Here is a 21645-nt window from a genome sequence, read left to right as displayed (position 1 = left end):
CGGCTTAGCAATCGTTGGTGGTCCTTCCGTAACTAAAGACGGTATCAATGCAGGCGGTAAAGTAGTAGGTAACCTTGGTGAAGGTGCTGTAGCTGAAGGCTCCAAAGATGCTGTAACCGGTGGTCAATTATTTGGCGTGCAAAAAGATCTTAATGATTCTATCAAAGGCGCTCAAGATACAGCTAATTCTGCACTTCAGACTGTAAGCGTTAAAGACGGTGCAGGCAATGTACTTACAGTGAATAAAGACAATGCCGGATTCGGTATCGTAGGTGCAACCGACGGCATGGTTGAAAGTAAAGTGTCCGGTCAGGACTTGGTAGTTGATTTAACAGCGGCTACAAAAGAAAAGATCAACAATGCAGCCGGTAAAGACTTAGGCAACTTGGATGACAAAGGTAAAGATGTCATCAAAGAAGTAGTTCAAGATTCTGTTGACGTAAAAGGCGGCAGCAATATTAACGTAGATAAAGCTACAGTTGATGGCGTTAAGACATTCACTGTTAACTTAGATAAAAACTTGGATTTAGGTGGTGAAGGTTCAATCACATTAGGCGACACTATCATCAAATCCGGTGACGTACATGTTGGTGATACAACCATTAACAACGGCGGCGTAACCTTGAACTCCAACGGTGAATTCAAAGTTGGCGATACTGTAATCAACGGCAGCACAATTAATGTGGGCGGTACTACACTAAACCAAGGTGGTTTGACTATTAAAAACGGCCCTACCATCAATGTTGGCGGTATCAACATGGGCGGTACTAAGATTACAAACGTTGCTAACGCTACTGAAGAAGGCGATGTAGTAACTTACAATCAGTTACAAGAAGTGAAAAATATTGCCACTGAAGGTTCCGAATTGGCTAACAGCGCACTTCAGACTGTCGCAGTTAAAGGTAACGACGGCCAAACAATTACAATCAGCAAAGGCCAGGCAAACCTTGGTATCGTAGGCGCTGCTGACGGCATGGTTGAAAGCAAGGTATCCGGTCAGGACTTGGTAGTGGACTTAACAGCTGCTACAAAAGAAAAGATCAATAATGCAGCCGGTAAAGATTTAGGCAACTTGGATGACAAAGGCAAAGAAGTTATTAAAGAAGTTGTTCAAAAATCCGTTGACGTTAAAGGTGGTACTAACATTGAAGTAGCCAGCGAAACAGGTGCTGACGATGTTAAGACATTCACCGTTAATATGAAGAACAACGTTGATCTAGGCGCTAACGGATCCATTAAAGCCGGTGCAACTACAGTTGATGCTAACGGTTTAACCGCCGGTACAACCACAGTTTCTGCTGATGGCGTACAAGCCGGTGAAACTAAATTGAACGAATACGGTCTGGAAGTAGGCGAAACTTCTGTAACAACTGATGGCGTAAGCGTAGGCAACGCAGCGTTAACAGCTGACGGATTAGCAATTGTAGGCGGCCCATCCGTAACTAAAGACGGCATCAATGCAGGCGGCAAAGTAGTAGGTAACCTCGGTGAAGGCTCTGTAGCTGAAGGTTCTAAAGATGCTGTAACCGGTGGTCAGTTATATGCAGTGAAAACTGATGTTGATGGCGTAAAAGGCCGTGTAGATACAATCAATAACAACCTTGAAAAGGTTACTAACAATCTTGAAAAAGTGACTGAAACTGCAGGTAGTGCACTTCAGACTGTAACTGTAACAGATACTAAAGGCCAAACTCTTGTTGTTGATAAGGACCAGGCAGGCTTCGGTATTAAAGGTGCTACCGATGGCATGGTTACCAGCGAAGTGTCCGGTCAGGACTTAGTAGTAGACTTAACAGCTGCAACGAAAGAAAAAATCAATAATGCAGCCGGTAAAGATTTAGGCAACTTGGATGATAAAGGTAAAGATGTCATTAAAGAAGTTGTTCAAGATTCTGTTGATGTATTAGGCGGCAGCAATATTAACGTAGATAAAGCTACGGTTGATGGCGTTAAGACATTCACTGTTAACTTGAACAAATCTGTAGATTTGGGTGCTGATGGCTCCATCTCTTTAGGCGATACAATCATTAAATCCGGTGACCTCACTGTTGGTGGTACAACGATTAACAATGGTGGTATTACAGTTAACCCTCAAGGCTCTATCGTAGTTGGTGATACTACAATCTCCAATGGCGGTTTGACTATTGAAAACGGTCCATCCATTAACGTAGGCGGTATCAATGCAGGCGGTACTAAGATTACTAACGTACTCGACGGTTCGAAAGACGGCGACGTAGTAACTTACAACCAATTGTTAGAAGTTCGTAAAATCGCTGAAAACAGCTCCGGTACTAGTGGTTCAGCTCTTCAGTCTGTAAGTGTTAAAGATACTGAAGGTAATACAATTATCCTTAGCAAAGACAATTCAAGCTTAGGTATCGTTGGTGCTACTGATGGCATGGTTGAAAGCAAAGTTAATGGTAATGACTTAGTAGTAGACTTAACAGCTGCAACGAAAGAAAAGATTAACAATGCAGCCGGTAAAGACTTAGGCAACTTGGATGATAAAGGTAAAGAAGTCATTAAAGAAGTTGTTCAAAAATCCGTTGACGTTAAAGGTGGTAGTAACATTGAAGTAGCCAGCGAAACCGGTGCTGATGATGTTAAGACTTTCACAGTTAGCATGAAGAACAATGTTGATTTAGGTGCATCCGGATCCATTAAAGCCGGTGCAACTACCGTTGACGCTAACGGTTTAACTGCAGGTACAACTACAGTTTCTGCTGATGGCGTACAAGCCGGTGAAACTAAACTGAACGAATCCGGTCTAGAAGTAGGTGAAACTTCTGTAACAACTGATGGCGTAAGCGTAGGCGATGCAGCTTTAACCGCTAATGGTTTAGCAATCGCTGATGGCCCATCCGTAACTAAAGACGGCATCAATGCAGGCGGTAAAGTGGTATCTAACCTTGGTGAAGGTTCTGTAACTGAAGGCTCTAAAGATGCTGTAACCGGTGGTCAGTTATTCGCAGTAAAAACTGATGTGGATGGCGTTAAAGGCCGTGTAGATACAATCAACAATAACCTTGAAAAGGTTACTAACAATCTTGAAAAAGTAACTGAAACAGCAGGCAGTGCACTTCAAACTGTAACTGTAACAGATACTAAAGGTCAAACTCTCGTTGTTAATAAAGACAAAGCAGGTTTCGGTATCAAAGGTGCTACTGACGGCATGGTTACAAGTGAAGTGTCCGGTCAAGATTTGGTAGTAGATTTAACAGCTGCAACTAAAGAAAAGATCAATAATGCAGCCGGTAAAGATTTAGGCAACTTGGATGACAAAGGTAAAGAAGTCATCAAAGAAGTTGTTCAAAAATCTGTTGACGTAAAAGGTGGTACTAACATTGAAGTAGCCAGCGAAACCGGCGCGGATGATGTTAAGACATTCACCGTTAATATGAAGAACAATGTTGACTTAGGTACTACCGGATCCATTAAAGCCGGTGCAACTACAGTTGACGCTAACGGTTTAACTGCCGGTACAACTACAGTTTCTGCTGATGGCGTACAAGCCGGTGAAACTAAATTGAACGAATCCGGTCTAGAAGTAGGCGAAACTTCTGTAACAACTGACGGCGTAAGTGTTGGTGATGCAGCATTAACAACTAACGGCTTAGCAATCGTTGGTGGCCCATCCGTAACTAAAGACGGTATCAATGCAGGTGATAAAGTAGTATCCAACCTTGGCGAAGGTTCTGTAACTGAAGGATCTAAAGATGCTGTAACCGGTGGCCAGTTATTCGCAGTGAAAACTGATGTGGACGGCGTCAAAGGTCGTGTAGATACAATCAACAATAACCTTGAAAAAGTTACTAATAATTTAGAAAAAGTAACTGAAACTGCAGGTAGTGCACTTCAGTCTGTAACTGTAACAGATACTAAAGGCCAAAAACTTACAGTTAATAAAGACAACGCAGGTTTCGGTATTAAAGGTGCTACTGACGGCATGGTTACAAGTGAAGTATCCGGTCAGGATTTGGTAGTAGACTTAACAGCTGCAACGAAAGAAAAGATCAACAACGCAGCCGGTAAAGATTTAGGCAACTTGGATGATAAAGGTAAAGATGTCATCAAAGAAGTAGTTCAAGACTCTGTTGACGTATTAGGCGGTAGCAATATTAACGTAGATAAAGCTACGGTTGATGGCGTTAAGACATTTACTGTTAACTTGAACAAATCTGTAGACTTAGGTGCTGATGGCTCTATCTCTTTAGGCGATACAATCATTAAATCCGGTGACCTCACTGTTGGTGGTACAACGATTAACAATGGTGGCATTACAGTTAACCCTCAAGGCTCTATCGTAGTTGGCGATACTACAATCTCCAATGGCGGTTTGACTATTGAAAACGGCCCATCCATTAACGTAGGCGGTATCAATGCAGGCGGTACTCGAATTACAAATGTAGCTGAAGGCTCTAAAGATGCTGTAACCGGTGGCCAGTTATTCGATGTTAAGACCGAATTAGATGGTAAAGTAACGACTATCAATAATACTCTTGAAAAAGTAACCGAAACAGCCGGCAACGCTCTTCAGACTGTAACAGTAACAGATACTAACGGTCAAAAACTTACAGTTAACAAAGACAATCCTGCGTTCGGTATCAAAGGTGCAACTGACGGTATGGTTGCAAGCAACGTTGTTGGTCAAGACGTTGTAGTTGATTTAACAACTGCTACGAAAGAAAAGATCAACAATGCAGCCGGTAAAGATTTAGGCAACTTGGATGACAAAGGTAAAGAAGTCATTAAGGAAGTTGTTCAAAAATCTGTTGACGTAAAAGGTAGCGACAATATCGTAGTAACCAGTGAAACCGGTGCTGACGATGTTAAGACATTCACCGTTAACATGAAGAACAACGTTGACTTAGGTGCTAACGGCTCCATTAAAGCCGGTGCAACTACATTGGATGCTAACGGTTTAACTGCCGGGACAACCACAGTTTCCGCTGATGGCGTAACAGCAGGTAAAACTAAACTGAATGAATCCGGTCTTGAAATAGGTGCTACAAAAGTAACAGCTGATGGTTTAGCAATCACCGGTGGTCCATCCGTAACTAAAGACGGTATCGATGCAGGTAGTAAAGTAGTATCTAACCTCGGTGAAGGTTCTGTAGCTGAAGGCTCCAGAGACGCTGTAACCGGTGGTCAGTTGTACGGTGTGAAAACTGATTTAGATAACAAAGTAAACACTGTTACTAACGAAGTTAACACAATCAAGACTGACGTTGGTACATTGAAGACTGAAGTAACTACTGTTAAGAATGATGTTGGTACTCTCAAAACTGAAGTGAATACAGTTAAAACTGATGTGGGTACGCTGAAAACTGAAGTAACAACAGTTAAGAATGATGTAGGCACAATCCGTACAGATGTAAATACATTAACTGATCGTGTAACAACCGTTGAAAATACAGCAGGCAGTGCACTTCAAACTGTAACTGTAACAGATAGCAAGGGTCAAAAACTTACTGTCAACAAGAATAATGCAGGCTTTGGTATTAAAGGTGCTAGCGATGGCATGGTTACAAGCGAAGTGTCCGGTCAGGACTTGGTAGTAGACTTAACAGCGGCTACGAAAGAAAAGATTAACAACGCAGCCGGTAAAGACTTAGGCAACTTAAATGACAAAGGTAAAGAAGTCATCAAAGAAGTAGTTCAGGACTCTGTTGACGTAGTAGGCGGCAGCAATATTAACGTAGATAAAGCTACGGTTGATGGCGTTAAGACATTCACAGTTAACTTGGACAAAAACTTGAATTTAGGTAGCGAAGGCACTATTACCTTAGGCGATACTATCATCAAATCCGGTGACGTACATGTTGGTGGTACAACCATTAACAACGGCGGCGTAACCTTGAACTCCAACGGCGAATTCAAAGTGGGCGACACTGTAATCAACGGCAGCACAATCAATGTGGGCGGTACTACTCTTAACCAAGGCGGCTTGACTATTAAAAACGGTCCAACCATCAATGTTGGCGGCATCAATATGGGCGGTACTAAGATTACCAACGTAGCTAACGCCACTGAAGAAGGCGATGTAGTTACTTATAACCAATTGCAAGAAGTGAAGAATATCGCTACGGAAGGTTCCGAATTGGCGGGCACAGCCCTTCAAACCGTAACAGTTAAAGGTAACGATGGTCAGACGATTGCTATCAGCAAATCTAACTCTGCTATTGGTATCGTTGGTGCAAGTGACGGCATGGTTGAAAGCAAAGTTAATGGTAATGACTTGGTAGTAGACTTAACAGCGGCTACGAAAGAAAAGATTAACAACGCAGCCGGTAAAGACTTAGGCAACTTAGATGACAAAGGCAAAGAAGTTATCAAAGAAGTGAGTCAGGACGCAGTTGATGTAGTAGGCGGTAACAACATTACTGTTGATTCTGAAAAAGTTGACGACGTTAAGACATTTACAGTTAACTTGAATAAAGACTTGAACTTAGGCGGCGAAGGCTCCATCACTTTAGGCGACACTGTGATTAAGTCCGGTGACGTTCATGTGGGCGGCACTACAATTAACAATGGTGGTGTAACTCTTGTTCCTACCGGTGAATTCCGAGTTGGTGACACTGTAATCAATGGTGGTTCCATTAATGTAGCCGGCACAACTATCAACGAAGGCGGCATTACTGTTAACCCTCAGGGCAACATCGTTCTTGGTGATACTACAATCTCCAATGGTGGTTTCACAATTAAGAACGGCCCAACCATCAATGTTGGCGGCATCAATATGGGCGGCACTAAGATTACTAACGTAGCTAACGGCACTCAAGAAGGCGATGTAGTTACTTATAACCAATTACAAGAAGTTAAGAATATTGCTACTGAAGGCTCCGAATTAGCTAACTCCGCATTACAAACTATCTCCATTAATGACGGTAACGGCGGCGTGATCACAGTTAATAAAGGCCAGGCAGGCTTCGGTGTTACCGGCAAATCCGGCGGTATGGTTGAAAGCAAAGTTGACGGTCAAAACTTGGTAGTTGACTTAACAGCAGCTACAAAAGAAAAGATTAACAACGCAGCTGATAAAGACTTGTCCAACTTGAGCGATAAAGGTAAAGAAGTTATTAAGGAAACAAGTCAGAATGCAGTTAACGTAACCGGTGGTAACAACATTACTGTAAATACTTCCGACGTTAACGGTGTGAAGACATTTGATGTTAACTTGAATAACCAAATTGACCTTGGTGCTACAGGTTCCGTAAAAGCAGGTAACACAACGGTAGACAATAATGGTGTAAGCGTAGGCTCCAGCACATTGACTGGTGACGGCTTAGCTGTAGGTAATACTACAGTAAGCGATAGCGGTCTTGCTGTTGGCGATACTAAAGTAAGCGGCAGCGGTCTCACTGTTGGTGATGTAGCTGTAAGCGGTAGCGGCTTATCCATTACCGGTGGTCCTTCTGTAACTAAAGACGGCATTGATGCAGGCAATAAGACAATTACCAATATTGCTGATGGTGTAAAAGCCGGCGACGCTGTGAATAAAGGTCAGTTGGATAAAGTAGACACTAAAGTTAATGACTTGAGCGGTCGAGTTGATGGCTTAGATAAAGGCTTGAAAGACTTAGGTACTAAAGTTGACGGTTTAGGTCAAGACGTAAAAGACCTCGGCACTAAAGTAGGCAACTTGGATACTAAGGTAGGCAACTTAGATACTAGAGTAACCGATTTGGATAATACGGTTAAAGGCTTCGATGGTCGCTTGACGGATGTTGAAAACGTGGCCGGCAGCGCTATCCAAGGTATCTCGGTAGGTTCTGATACCAATAATAAAGAAGAACGCGTAGCTCTTACTAAAGATAAAAACCGTCTAGATATTGTTGGTAAGACTGATGAAAACGGTAATAAATCGATTGTAACATCCGTATCGGGCAATAAAGTTGCAGTTGATTTAGCCGGCAATGTGAAAGATAAGATTAAAAACGCAGCTACTAATAACATGGATAACTTGACTGATACAGGTAAAGCCAATATTAGAGAGTTAATCAGAGCACGTGGTTTAAATGCAGTTGAAGTTGAAACTACAGTAAACTCGGCAGGTCAAAGAACATTCCGAATCGGGTTAAATGATGATGCGCTCTACATGCTTACAAGAAGTATCGGCTGGGGCACACCTGGTGTAGTAAACGATAACTCTAATGATGAAAAAGTTGAACCTGAAGAAAGAAGTGGTTTCCGCTTATCCGATTACGATTGGAAAAACAATAACGGTACAGGCAATCCATATGATCAAACCTTGCCAGTCAGCAGAGACTTCAAAATCACTGAAGGAGCGTTAGATTTAGCGGATGACGTAGTAATTGCTAAATCCTTGACAATCGGCGACACTGCTATAACTACAGATGGTATTGTTGTAGGTGGTACTACTTCGTTAACTCATGATGCATTAACAGTTCAGGATTCCGCTTTAACGAATGATACACTCGTTCTTGGTGGCACAACTCTCGCAACTCATGACAGTGAAACAGGCTTAATCACATTGGATAATGTGGCTCAAGGCTCTATTTCAGAATCTTCGAACCAGGCAATTACCGGTGCTCAGTTGTATCCTATTAAAACACAGGTTGACAACAACACAGCTTCTATCGGCGTACTTGGTGAAGTAGTAAATGCTCAAGGTCAGGCTATTAAAGGATTGTCTTCTGAAATTCAAAGCGTACGCAACGAATCCGCTGAAGGCGATGCAATGGCAGCTTCCTTAGCAGCATTGAACCCACTTCCATATGCTGAAGGCGAACGCGGACAGATTATGGCCGGTGTAGGTACTTACAAAGGTAAACAAGCTCTGGCTGTAGGTTATGCATATGCACCAAACAGCGATCAACAGTACACTGTAGGTCTCTCCTATGGTCAAGGCGGCAAAGCCATGGCTAATATGGGTGCTACATTCCGTATCGGTTCCGGTGAAACAACTAAACCTGCAGGCTCCATGACAGCTGTTCAGAACAAAGTTCAGGCGTTAGAAGCTCAGAACAAGGCACAACAGGCTAAGTTTGATGCAGAATTAGCTGCAAAACAGAACCAGATTGATGCGCAAAATGAACGTATCGCTAAATTGGAAGCATTAGTTCAGCAGTTAGTACACTAATCGGTTGACTCACAAGTATATGAGGTGTATAGAAAATATATACCTTACTATAAAGTGAATCGTGGTACAAATTAAAAAGTGGCTCAAAGGGTGTAAACTCTTTGAGCCACTTTTGCTTTCTCCGGCACAAACACTGACTTATACCTTAGTACATACCCTCGGCATACTTCCGGCAAATACATTGGCATATATGAGAGCAACCAATTCATATACTAATAAATATATGAGATAATAACACCATTAGCTTATCATCTGACGATAGAAATTGTCTGAAGATTAATAGTATAATTAACCTATAAAACAATCATTCCCATAGTCTTATCAATGTTAACAATTTATTGAATAACATAGGATTATTCCACAAGGGATAATTGAAAAGGGGATAAGTAACCAAGGGATAATTAAAATAATTTGCAATTTTAAAGTGTTTTTATGGAGGAGTAGTTATGAAATTTTCCACAAAAGCAAAGTCATCGACATTGGCTCTTTTATTGGCTGTGAGTGTAACGGCCGGTTCTGTATGGGCGGCGCCGGTTGATGTGAGTTCGCCGGGCGTGTTATTAGAAGGGGCGGCAAAGCAGGCCTATATTTCTAACGTTATAACTGACTTGTTCAGACCAAAAGTAATGAATCCAATGGTGAAGCCGTTTGAGGCTCCGGACGGATGGACTTGGACAAAATATACGGCTAACGGCACACCGATGGAACATATGCAGGCAACTGTTAAAAAGTCGGATCGCGTTGTGTTGCAGCTTCATGGGGGCGGCTACGTGTTACCTCTCAGTGACGGCCATCGCATTTTGGGCGTAAAACAGGCGACACTCATGGACGCATCCGATGTGTACTATGTAGATTACCGTTTAGCTCCAAACTATACCTATCCGGCTGCATTGGATGATGCGGTGAATGCATATAACGACTTACTACAGAAGGGCGTGCAGGCGAAAAATATCATTTTAGTGGGTGACTCCGCCGGCGGCAACTTGGCGCTTGCCTTGTCCTTGTATCTGAAAGAACATGGATTGGAACAACCGGGCGTAATGCTCTTGGCATCTCCATGGGCTACGCTGGAAGATACGAAAGATTCCAGCCGTGTTACCAATGAATCAAAAGACCAGGTATTGGGCTTAGGTACACCATTATATGGACCTGTAAAGGATGCCGTCTATGGTGACGGGCTAAGCCGTAAAGATCCACGTGTATCACCTATATACGCCGATTTATCCGGGTTACCTCCAATGCTGATTCAAACCGGCGGCAATGAACTATTCCTCACGGAAAATCAGCAATTGGCCGACAAAGCGGCGGCTGACGGCGTGCTCGTAACGCTTACCGTATATCCGGGAATGCCTCATGACTTCGCTTTGTTATTGCCGGATATGAAAGACTCCGTAGACTCGTTGATTGAGATGAAAGAATTTGTGAATCGAAATTTAAAGGGAGGGACTAATTTGTCCACTAATAATCCGGTGACAGCTCGTATTGAGGGGAATGCACCAATGGTTAATTTATTTAAGTTTGATGTTCCTTCAGATACTCATGATATTTTTAATGCGCAAGGTGTTAAAAATTTTAGCGCATCCATGGCAAATGAACCGGGTACATTGTCTATGAATGCGGCGCATAATAAGAAGAATCCTTCTGAGGTGTTCGTCTTGGAAGCTTATGCAGGACCTAATGCATATGAAATACATCGTAATTCAGCACATTTTAAGGAATACGTTGCAACAGTAGGCTCAAAATTGACTAATCGGACGGTGTATCAATTAACTCCGGTGGCGTTACTGGAACAGCCGCAAGGATTGCAGTTAATCGATAATAAAGAAGCCTTGGTGAATTTAGTAAAAGTAGTAGTAAAGCCGGAAGATAATGAACGTTTTACCAATATTGTAGTACCGGAAATGAAGCAATCTATTAAAGATGAAGCCGGCATTCTGTTGATGTATGCCATGACGGATAAAAATGAGCCGAATGTATGGTATTTCTATGAAGTATATAAAAATCAAGCAGCTTATGAATATCATCGTGAGCAACCTGTATTTAAAGACTATTTGGCAAAAACACAAAATATGTTAATTGATAAGGAATTTTATAGCTTGTCGGCAGATGTATTGATGCATCAGGGTGGGTTAAACTTTAGCGTAAAATAAAGAGGTTAATACAATAACAGTAAGAACTGTACCAATGTCTTCAGAGACGGTACAGTTCTTTTTATATGATGTAAATGTAACTTCCGGAATGCCTATTTGTATGCGCTAAATAGGCAGAGTGATGAGAATAATCGATGAGTGTGTAACATCAATCAAATAATGATAAAAATGGAAGTATTAGGTATTGCTTTTATTTTCAAAAGTGGAGAAAAGGTGTATAATTAAAACATTCAAGAGATTCAATATAGAAGAAGTAAAGTGCATAGTAAGTATGCTTAACCTGAATAGACAGTCGAAGTGCAGGCTGTCAGTGAGCTCGTACTTGGGAAAGGGCGAGGGCACAGGACTTCTCTATGGTATGAGTAAAGGAGACCAGTATGTACGATGTAAAATCTTCTAAGGCAGAAGAATTTATTAATCACGAAGAGATTCTTGATACGTTGGCCTATGCGGAAGCGAATAAAGAAAATCGTGAATTGCTTGATCAGATTTTAGCCAAAGCGGCTACAATGAACGGCTTGAATCACCGCGAAGCTGCCGTTCTGTTGGAATGTCCGCTTCCAGAATATAAAGACAAATTATTTGCCTTGGCAAAAGAGATTAAACGTAAAATTTACGGGGACCGCATTGTGTTGTTCGCTCCGTTATATTTGTCCAACTATTGTATCAACGGTTGCGTATATTGCCCATATCATGCAAAGAACCGTCACATCACCCGTAAGAAATTGACTCAGGAACAAGTTCGTGAAGAAGTATTGGCGTTGGAAGCTATGGGGCACAAACGTATTGTTATCGAATCCGGCGAAGACCCAATCAACAATCCGTTGGAATACATTTTAGAATGTATCAAAACGATTTACAGCATTAAGAACAAAAACGGTGAAATCCGTCGTGTTAACGTAAATATCGCCGCTTGCGAAGTGGAAGACTACAAGAAATTGCACGAAGCAGGTATCGGTACTTACACATTGTTCCAGGAAACTTACAACAAAGAAAACTACGAAGCCTTGCATCCACATGGGCCAAAGAGCAACTATGCTTACCACACAGAAGCTATGGACCGTGCTATGAAAGGCGGCATTGATGACGTAGGTATCGGCGTTTTATACGGTTTGGAACATTACCGCTACGACTTCGTAGGCTTGTTGATGCATGCGGAACATTTGGAAGCTGTATTCGGCGTAGGCCCTCACACAATCAGTGTGCCTCGTATTTGCCCTGCTGACGACATCGACGTAGATGACTTCAGCAATGCAGTGCCTGACGACGTTTTCGAAAAAATCGTAGCTCTTATCCGCGTATCCACTCCATACACAGGTATGATTATGTCCACCCGCGAAAGCCAGCGCATGCGTGAACGCGGCTTGGCTCTTGGTATTTCCCAGATCAGCGGTGGTTCCCGTACAAGTGTAGGCGGTTACAAGGAAGAAGAATTGCCTGAAGACAACTCCGCGCAGTTCGATACAAGCGACCGTCGCAGCCTTGATGAAATCGTGGACTGGTTGTTGGAATTAGGCTATGTGCCAAGCTTCTGTACTGCTTGCTACCGTGCAGGACGTACAGGCGACCGCTTCATGGCATTGGCTAAGAGCGGCCAGATTCACAATTGCTGCCAGCCAAATGCGTTGATGACCCTCAATGAATACCTGCTCGACTACGCTACGGATGAAACCAAGGCAACCGGCCAGGCTGTTATTGAAGAACAGTTGCATTTGATTCGCAACGAAAAAGTTAAAGAAGCTTCTTCCAAGTATATTAAACAAATGGAACACGGCGAACGCGACTTCCGTTTCTAAGATCTTCTAATTGATAACTTATAATATTGAATCCTGTAAAGGATAACATAGAAATAGAACGAGTGATTACATTTTGATAATCGCTCGTTCTTTTTTTTGCATGGCGTATTGAGAAAAATAACATATTCTTGTTTCACTAAGCCGTAGGATAGTGTATAATAGAATTAAATTGATAATGATAATAGACTAACTGATTAAGCAATGTAAGAATTGAGATTGAAATTCGTTTAGTAAGAAGTATGTAAAAAGTAAGTCATGTAGATTAAGTATAAGTGAGAAGAGACAGATGAAACAGTGTAAAGCGAAACGATGGCGCTTGGCACCTAGTGATACAAAGTTGCAGTCGGAGCTCGTCCAGGGTTTGGGCGTGTATCCCATTGTGGCTAAACTATTAATCGATCGAGGCATCACAACTATTGAAGCGGGACAGCAGTTTCTAGGCGGTCAGTTAACAGACCTTCTAGATCCTTTTTCTTTAAAGGGGATGGATGCGGCCGTGCCTCTGATTGAAGAAGCAGTTAAACAGCAGGATAAAATCGTCATTTACGGCGATTACGATGTGGACGGCATTACCGCTACATCCTTGCTCTATCTGTTTCTGACACGCTTGGGAGCCAATGTAAGCTATTATATTCCGGAACGACAAAGTGAAGGGTATGGACTCAATGAAGAAGCGGTAGAACAGCTTATCGCGGAAGGTACCTCCTTAGTAATTACGGTGGACTGCGGCATCAGTTCCTACAATATTGTAGAAATGGTGCGCGACCGCCTGACCATGATTATTACAGATCACCATACGGCGCCGCCAGAGATTCCTCGCGCCGCGGCCGTCATTAATCCAAAGCAGCCCGGCTGTACCTATGAAGATAAGAACTTATCCGGCGTAGGCGTCGTGTTTAAGTTGTGCCAGGCCTTATGGAAAAATGCGACCGGAGAAGAATACGTAGACAATTTAGATATTGTAGCTCTTGGGACCGTGGCCGATGTGGTGCCTCTAGTAGGGGAAAACCGCATCATCGTGCGCGAAGGCCTTCGTAAAATGAATGCGAGTCCCAACAAGGGGATCGCAGCTTTAATCGATGTGGCCGGCTTAGGGGACAAGAAAATTTCCGCCGGACATATCGGTTTTACCTTGGCACCGCGCCTCAATGCGGCGGGCCGTGTAACCCATGCAACCCGCGCTGTGGAACTGTTGGTAACGTCCAATCAGGAAGAAGCCAATGTCATTGCGGAAGAGTTGCAAGCTACGAATCAGGAACGCCAGCAGATTGAACGGACCATTCACGAAGAAGCGCGCATGGACGTTATTAATCAGGGCGAATTGGCCGATAAGGTCATCGTGGTGGCCGGCGAAGGTTGGCATCCCGGTGTTATCGGCATTGTAGCATCGCGCCTAGTGGAAGAATATTACAAACCGGCCTTGGTCATCAGCATTCACGACGGTATCGGTAAAGGCTCTTGTCGAAGTATCGAAAATTGCAACATTTACGATGCCTTAAAATCGGCGGAAGATTTGATGCTCCAGTTCGGCGGCCACAAGCAGGCGGCGGGCTTCAGCATTGTAGAAGAAAACATTCCCGCTTTGCGTGAACGTCTTACGGCGTATTGCGCGGAGCATCTGACGGACGATGATTATGTACCTATCGTTGACATTGATGCGGCCATTGAAGCGGAAGATATAACTATAGAACTTATTAATCAGATTGAAACCTTGGAACCGTACGGCATGGGCAACAGCACTCCGATTTTCGCCATCGATAAAATTGCCGTACAGGATGTGTTTTTACTGGGGCAGCAGAAAAATCACTGCAAGATTATTTTACAGTCCAAGCTGGGACCGCTGGACGCCATGATCTGGCACGGAGAAGAATATCATCGTGAAATTTTCCCTGACGAAGCGATTAAAGTTGCTTTCTCTTTGCAGAAAAATGAATGGCAGGGCCGCGTGTCGCCACAGCTGATGGTGCAGGATTTGACGCTTCTGGAAAAACAACGTACAAAGCTTACGACCGAAGGGTTGCGGGCCATGTACATGATAGTAAAAGACGTATTTCGCAGTGCTACGGCACCTAAATATATAGTGGAGTCGGAAGTTATTAACAGACATCCGGCGGATCAAACAGATAAAGAAGCGATCTTGTCTCTCGATGTGTTTAAAGAATTGGGGATTCTGCAGGAAGAGACTACGGCAGGGGGATTAGCCGTATATCGCTGGTGTCATGTGAAGGAAAAGCTGGATCTCATAACTTCGCTGACATTTTTAAAGTACAGCACCTGAGGGGGTGAGGCAAATGATTGAAAATGAAGAAGGGAAAGAGCTGGTCGAGCAGACAGCGTTTAATAAAGAAGAAGAATTACATCACTTTATGGAGATTGTGAAGGCCTACCTGGATGAGGATGATTGCAAGGAAATCATGAAGGCCTTCGAAGTGGCGGACAAGGCGCATGCGGAGCAGAAACGTGCCTCCGGGGAGCCGTACATACTGCATCCGTTGGCGGTGGCCACGATTTTGGCACACCTGCAGATTGACCGTACAACGCTCATTGCGGCGCTACTTCACGACGTAGTCGAAGATACGGATGTGACGCTGGAACAGGTAAAAGAACTGTTCGGCGAAGAAGTGGCATTTCTGGTAGACGGCGTTACAAAGTTGAATCAATTCCAATACCATACGAAGGAAGATCAGCAGCTGGAAAATTATCGGAAGATGATTTTGGCCATGGCCAAGGACGTGCGCGTCGTGGTTATCAAGCTCGGTGACCGCTTGCATAATATGCGTACCTTGAAGCATATGCGCAGCGACAAGCAGAAGCGCATTGCTCAGGAAACGCTGGAAATATTCGCGCCTCTCGCACATCGCCTGGGGATTTTCAACATGAAATGGGAGCTGGAGGATTTATCCTTCCGCTATTTGGAACCTGATAAATACTACGATTTAGTAGAGCAGATGAAAGAAAAACGTCATGTGCGCGAAGAAATCGTAAACGATACGATGGAACAACTCAAGAAAGCCTTGGGGAATGTGAACATCAAAGCGGATGTAAAAGGCCGTCCAAAGCATTTCTACAGTATTTACAAGAAAATGAAGAAGGACAATCGCGACTTGTCGCAGATTTACGACTTGTACGCGGTCCGCGTTATTGTTGATACAATCCCTGACTGCTACGCCGTATTGGGCATCGTTCACAATTTGTGGAAACCGTTGCCATATCGATTTAAAGATTATATTGCCATGCCTAAGTCCAACATGTACCAGTCGCTTCATACGACGGTTATCGGCACTATGGGGCATTCCGTAGAAATCCAGATTCGTACATGGGATATGCACCGTGTATCCGAATATGGTGTTGCCGCTCACTGGCGCTATAAGGAAGGCAATAAGAACGGCGATAAGGACTTCGATCAGAAGGTGGGCTGGCTGCGCCAAGTACTGGAATGGCAGGATTCCAGCAATCCGAAGGAACTGGTGAATGCGTTAAAGCTTGACGTATTCTCCGGGGAAGTCTTCGTATTTACACCGCGCGGCGACGTAGTCAAATTGCCGAAAGGGGCCGTTCCATTGGACTTTGCGTACCGTATTCATACGGACGTGGGCCATCGCTGTGTAGGGGCAAAGGTAAATGGCAAAATCGTGTCATTGGACTACACGTTGCAGAACGGTGATATTGTAGATATTATAACTTCGAAAACCAGCAAGCCGAGTCTGGATTGGCTCAACATCGTAGGTTCTACGGAAAGTAAGAGCAAGATCCGCAACTGGTTTAAGAAGGAAAATAAAGAAGAGAATATCGTTAAGGGCCGTGAACTTCTGGAGAAAGAAGCGCGCCGCCTGAACTACGATTGGAAAGCATTAAATAAACCGGGCCGGTTGGAACAAATTGCGAAGAGCCTGAATGCGGGCAGTGAGTCGGAACTTCTTTCCGCCGTCGGCTATGGCGGGATTCCGGTAAACTCCGTATTACTTCGCATTGTGGACATGCATAAGCGCGAACTGGCGAAGGAAGACAACCGTCGTGATACGATGGCGCTTCTGGAACGGTTGAAAACGCACGAACCGGTGCGCAAGCGCAGCAGCACGGGCATTTTAGTAAATGGCGAACCGGACGTAATGGTCCGCATGGCCCGTTGTTGTAATCCGGTGCCGGGCGATGAAATTGTCGGATATATTACGCGCGGTCGCGGTGTTTCCGTCCATCGTGCGGATTGTCCGAATATTGGACATACGCCGGAAGATGTGGATCGCATGATCGCCGTTGAATGGGATGCGGCCACACAGGATAACTTCCATGTAGCCATTGATATTGCAGCCTATGACCGGGGCGGTATGCTTATGGAAATCATGGCAACCCTTTCGGAAATGAAGGTAAACATTGTCAATATTAATGCGAAAGTGGACGACACGAAGAGTGCGAATATTAATTTAGTTATTGAAATTCGCGATTTGTCACAGCTGGATTTCGTTATGACGAAACTTCGTCGTATTCGCGATGTGTACTCCGTACAGCGTGCTAATGGAGGTAGTTGATGAGAGCAGTAGTACAACGGGTCAGTCAGGCTGACGTAACCGTTGATAATGAAATAGTAGGCCGCGCCGGACAGGGGCTTTTAGTCCTTATCGGCGTCGGCAAAGGTGATACAGAAAAAGACGCCAAATACTTGGCGGAAAAAATCGTCAATCTTCGCATTTTTGAAGATGAAGCACAGAAAATGAATTTGTCTTTATTGGATATTAAAGGCGATGTGTTGGCGGTGTCGCAATTTACTTTGTATGGCGATGTTCGCAAAGGACGCCGTCCGGGCTTTGATCAGGCCGCGCCGCCTGACGAGGCGAACCGGTTGTACGAAGAATTTGTGGCCGCCTGCCGCGCCTTGGGCGCACCGGTTCAGACCGGCGTATTCCAGGCGGATATGAAGGTGAGCCTTATTAACGACGGACCGGTGACGATTTTATTGGACAGTGAAAAGCTGTTTTAACGGCGGAGGGAGTGATGATATGAAGCTTTACCGTTTGCCCTTAGGGCCGTTGCAGACGAATTGTTATATTTTAGAAGACGATAACGGCACGGCTTGTTGGATTGTGGATCCGGGGGCGGAAGGAGAACGGCTGGTAGCGCTCGTCAAAGAAAAACGATGGGAGCTGCAGGCGATTTTATTAACACATGGGCACGGCGACCATATTGGTGGCGTGCAGGCCTTAGTAGACGCATTTCATGTACCTGTGTATATTCACGAAAAGGACGATGTGTTCTTGAAGGACAGCCAGGTAAATTTGAGCGCCAATATGGGCCTCAACGTTACAGTAAACGCCGATGTACACCATGTAACTGACGGACAGAAATTACAGCTGGGAGCTCATGAGTTCACAGTGTTACATACGCCGGGACACACGCCGGGCGGTGTTTGTTACTACGGTAACGGACTCGTGTTGGCAGGTGATACCTTATTCCAGGAATCAGTAGGTCGCACGGATTTTCCGGGTGGCAGTTTCGATGACTTAGTGTTCGGCATTCAGGATAAATTATTCCCGTTGCCGGAAGAAACTGTTGTATACCCGGGGCATGGTCCGGAAACGACGATTGGACATGAGAAAACATACAATCCTTTTGTTCGATAGGTGGTGACCGGGATAATGAAAAAATCGACACAATACTGGTTACGCGCCACGCTTATAGCGTTGACGATAGTATTTTTCTGGGCGATAGTTCCCGTGTTGTGGCCGCTCATTGCGTCCTGTATCTTTACGCTCATCTTGTTGCCTGTAGTAAACAGCATTCAAGACTTTGCGAGAAAGAAGCTTCACTGGACCTGGTTTCCCCGGTATTTGGCCATTATACCGGCCTTTTTGCTGGTAATATTAGTCATGGCCTTAATGATTAAGTATATTATTCTTCCATTTATCATAGAATTTACAAGATTGCTGAACAACTTCCCTTACTTAATGGGACAGTTAATGGATTTATGGCAGACGCTGACCACCGCTTCCTACGTGGTGTTGCCGCCGCAAATTGATGCGGTTGTGGCCAACACATTGAGCCGTATCAGCAGTTACGGTGTGGAACTGGCGCAGCGCGGTATTTTCGCCATATTCTCCATTGCAACAACGATGCTGGAATTTTTACTGGTGCCAATTATGACATTCTATCTGTTAAAAGACGGCCGGTATTTGAAAGCTCGTTGCTTAAATCTGTTTGCATCGCCTTACAATCAGTATTTAACTGAGGTAGTTAATCAGATACATCGCACGATGGGCGGTTATTTACGGGGACTCCTGGTGCTGGCCACCAATATGTTCTGCATTACGCTTATCGTGGCAACCATCTACGATTTGCCGTACCCGTTGGTATTGGCCTTACTGGCCGGCATTGCGGAGTGGATTCCCATTATCGGACCTATTTTCAGTGCCGTACCGGCCATCATCCTGGCTTTCATTATCAGCCCGGCGCTGGCGCTCAAAGTGGCCATTACCTATCTGATTATTCAGCTCGTGGACGGACAAATCATTATGCCGAAGTTGATGGGGCATGTTATTAACCTGCACCCACTGGTGATTTTAACCGTGATTTTTATCGGCGGTTACTTCTTCGGGATTATCGGTATGATGACGGCAGTACCTATGACGGCGATGATTCAAATTATTCTTAATAAACTATGGTATTTTAACTCGCATTATAATAAAAAGGATGTGGCATGATGAACACTACATTGGAAAAATTAAAAGAACGCATTAAAGATAAGAAGTACAAATTAACTACACAGCGTCAAACAATTTTACAGGCCTTCATTGATGCGGAAGAAAAGCATCTTTGCGCTGAAGACGTGTATGTGTTAGTTAAAAAAGTTGCCCCTGATATCGGCTTGGCTACGATTTACAGAACCTTGGATCTGTTCACTGAACTTGATTTGTTAAAACGCCTCGACTTCGGTGACGGCCGTAACCGCTACGAATTGAACGATGAAGAATTCGCTCACTTCCATCATCATTTAATCTGCGTAAAATGCGGCTGCGTAAAGGAATTTGAAGACGATATGTTGGAAACGTTGGAATCCATTATCGCTAAGAAATTAAACTTCAAAACCATTGACCATCAGTTGAAAGTATACGGTTACTGCAGCGACTGCCAGGAAAAACTTAAGGCGGAAGAGGAAGCGGCTAAAGGTGTATAATTTTTATACGTATTCCTACGAAGGTCCGCTCCCGTTAGGCAGTGTGGTAGCCCATCATTGTGGAGCCGCCGGCCTTGTGACGGCGAAGGAAGCCCATTGGCAACTGTCCGCTGTGGAAGGGCCGAGCGGCTATACTCTGGAAGTCCGTGTGGACGGCCGGGTGAAGCAGACTTTTGAAGGGTCGGTAAGTACGCAGGGCCGCACGGCTATCGGGGCCGCCTTGCTCCGCTATTTGCGCAGTGAACAGGGCCTTGATCCTGTCGGTGAGTGGGGCAGTTTAGTGGGCGTTCGACCGACGAAGCTGTTTCATAAGCGCTGGGACATGACGGGCAGTGCGGAGCAGGCTGTGGAAAGTATTCGCCGCGACTACGAAGTGAGTGACGGCAAGCTGGCACTGTTGAAAAAGGTGGCCACCTTGCAGCGCCCCTATGTGGGAGCTACACCTGATGAAGCACGTCATATCAGCGTCTATGGAGGCATCCCGTTTTGCCAGACCCGCTGTACATACTGCTCATTCCCTTTCGGACTGATTCAGGACTACAAGCGCGTGGCGGACTTCGTGGAAGCGTTCCGAGCAGATTCACTGCAACTGGCCGACCTGGTACGCCGGTATAATCTCCATGTGGACAGTCTCTACATGGGCGGTGGCACGCCGACCAGTCTGGACGATGAAGCCTTTCGCAACGTGTTGAGTGCCTTTAAAGAACTTCATCAGCCAGGCCGTGAGTTTACTGTGGAAGCGGGACGGCCCGATTCGGTGACACCGGATAAGCTGGAAGCTATGAAGGAACATGGCGTAAACCGTATCAGCATCAATCCGCAAAGTATGCAGGATCACATTTTAAAGGCCATTGCCCGCGGTCATAAGGCGGATGATATTCGCCGTCTGTATGACCAGGTGAAGGAGCAAACCGATTTTATCGTCAACATGGACTTTATTGCCGGTTTGCCGGAGCAGAATTTCGGCCATATGCAGGAAAATTTAGATTATGTTTGTCAGGCACGCCCTGAAAATGTTACAATTCATACATTGGCCTTAAAGCGGGGCAGTCCGCTTTATGACAGCGGCCGTACGGATACAATGCCTGAAGAAGACGTTGTAAAGGACATGGTCGCTTATAGCCGTGAACGCCTGGAGGCGGCCGGCTATGTACCGTATTATGTGTATCGCCAGCAGTATATGCGCGGTCAATTGGAAAATATAGGATATACCTTGCCCGGCTATGCGTGCGAATACAATATTCGCATCATGGAAGAGCGGCAGAGTATTTTATCCGTCGGTCCCGGCAGTTCGTCGAAGTGGATCGGCGGCGCCGAGTATCGGCAAAAGAAGCAGCATTTACCTAAAGATGTATCGGTGTACATTGATACGCTGGAAACACTTTTACGTAAGCGCTCGCTATTGAGCAAACAACATTGGGAGGGATAATT

The 21645-nt window shown here is 44.6% G+C and carries 10 protein-coding genes; all 10 read left to right on the top strand.

What is annotated here, in order from left to right; translation table 11 throughout:
* A partial coding sequence (locus tag KHZ77_RS07580; protein WP_295197468.1) for a YadA-like family protein occupies positions 1 to 9103 on the top strand: 9103 nt, incomplete at its 5' end.
* A 446-nt stretch (positions 9104 to 9549) separates the two neighbouring features.
* Positions 9550 to 11253 carry an alpha/beta hydrolase fold domain-containing protein gene (locus KHZ77_RS07575; RefSeq protein WP_295197467.1) on the top strand — a complete coding sequence of 568 codons (1704 nt, stop codon included), beginning with the start codon at positions 9550 to 9552 and terminating at the stop codon, positions 11251 to 11253.
* 377 nt (positions 11254 to 11630) lie between these two features.
* The gene (hydG, locus tag KHZ77_RS07570) at positions 11631 to 13049 is read left to right on the top strand and encodes a [FeFe] hydrogenase H-cluster radical SAM maturase HydG (RefSeq protein WP_295197465.1); all 1419 of its coding nucleotides are present in this window, start codon (positions 11631 to 11633) and stop codon (positions 13047 to 13049) included.
* Positions 13050 to 13335: 286 nt separating this feature from the next.
* Entirely contained in the window at positions 13336 to 15327 is a 1992-nt protein-coding gene (gene recJ / locus KHZ77_RS07565; protein WP_295197462.1) for a single-stranded-DNA-specific exonuclease RecJ, read from the top strand.
* A 13-nt stretch (positions 15328 to 15340) separates the two neighbouring features.
* Entirely contained in the window at positions 15341 to 17575 is a 2235-nt protein-coding gene (locus KHZ77_RS07560; RefSeq protein WP_295197461.1) for a bifunctional (p)ppGpp synthetase/guanosine-3',5'-bis(diphosphate) 3'-pyrophosphohydrolase, read from the top strand.
* Complete coding sequence (gene dtd, locus KHZ77_RS07555) at positions 17575 to 18024, top strand: D-aminoacyl-tRNA deacylase (protein WP_295197459.1); 450 nt, start codon at positions 17575 to 17577, stop codon at positions 18022 to 18024. The genes KHZ77_RS07560 and dtd overlap by 1 nt, the downstream gene beginning before the upstream one ends.
* A gap of 19 nt (positions 18025 to 18043) precedes the next feature.
* The gene (locus KHZ77_RS07550; protein WP_295197458.1) at positions 18044 to 18664 is read left to right on the top strand and encodes an MBL fold metallo-hydrolase; all 621 of its coding nucleotides are present in this window, start codon (positions 18044 to 18046) and stop codon (positions 18662 to 18664) included.
* A 15-nt stretch (positions 18665 to 18679) separates the two neighbouring features.
* On the top strand, positions 18680 to 19741 hold the full coding sequence (locus KHZ77_RS07545; protein WP_295197456.1) for an AI-2E family transporter: 1062 nt from the start codon (positions 18680 to 18682) through the stop codon (positions 19739 to 19741).
* Positions 19741 to 20214, top strand: a complete 474-nt coding sequence (locus KHZ77_RS07540) for a Fur family transcriptional regulator (protein WP_295197471.1) — start codon at positions 19741 to 19743, stop codon at positions 20212 to 20214. The genes KHZ77_RS07545 and KHZ77_RS07540 overlap by 1 nt, the downstream gene beginning before the upstream one ends.
* Complete coding sequence (gene hemZ, locus KHZ77_RS07535; RefSeq protein ID WP_295197454.1) at positions 20207 to 21643, top strand: coproporphyrinogen dehydrogenase HemZ; 1437 nt, start codon at positions 20207 to 20209, stop codon at positions 21641 to 21643. Before KHZ77_RS07540 ends, hemZ begins: the two co-directional genes overlap by 8 nt.
* Positions 21644 to 21645: the final 2 nt, after the last annotated feature.

This window comes from Veillonella sp., assembly GCF_018364065.1.
Taxonomy (GTDB): Bacteria; Bacillota; Negativicutes; order Veillonellales; family Veillonellaceae; genus Veillonella_A.
The sequence above is the reverse complement of the archived record's forward strand: the minus strand, read 5'-3'. Positions and strand labels throughout refer to the sequence as shown.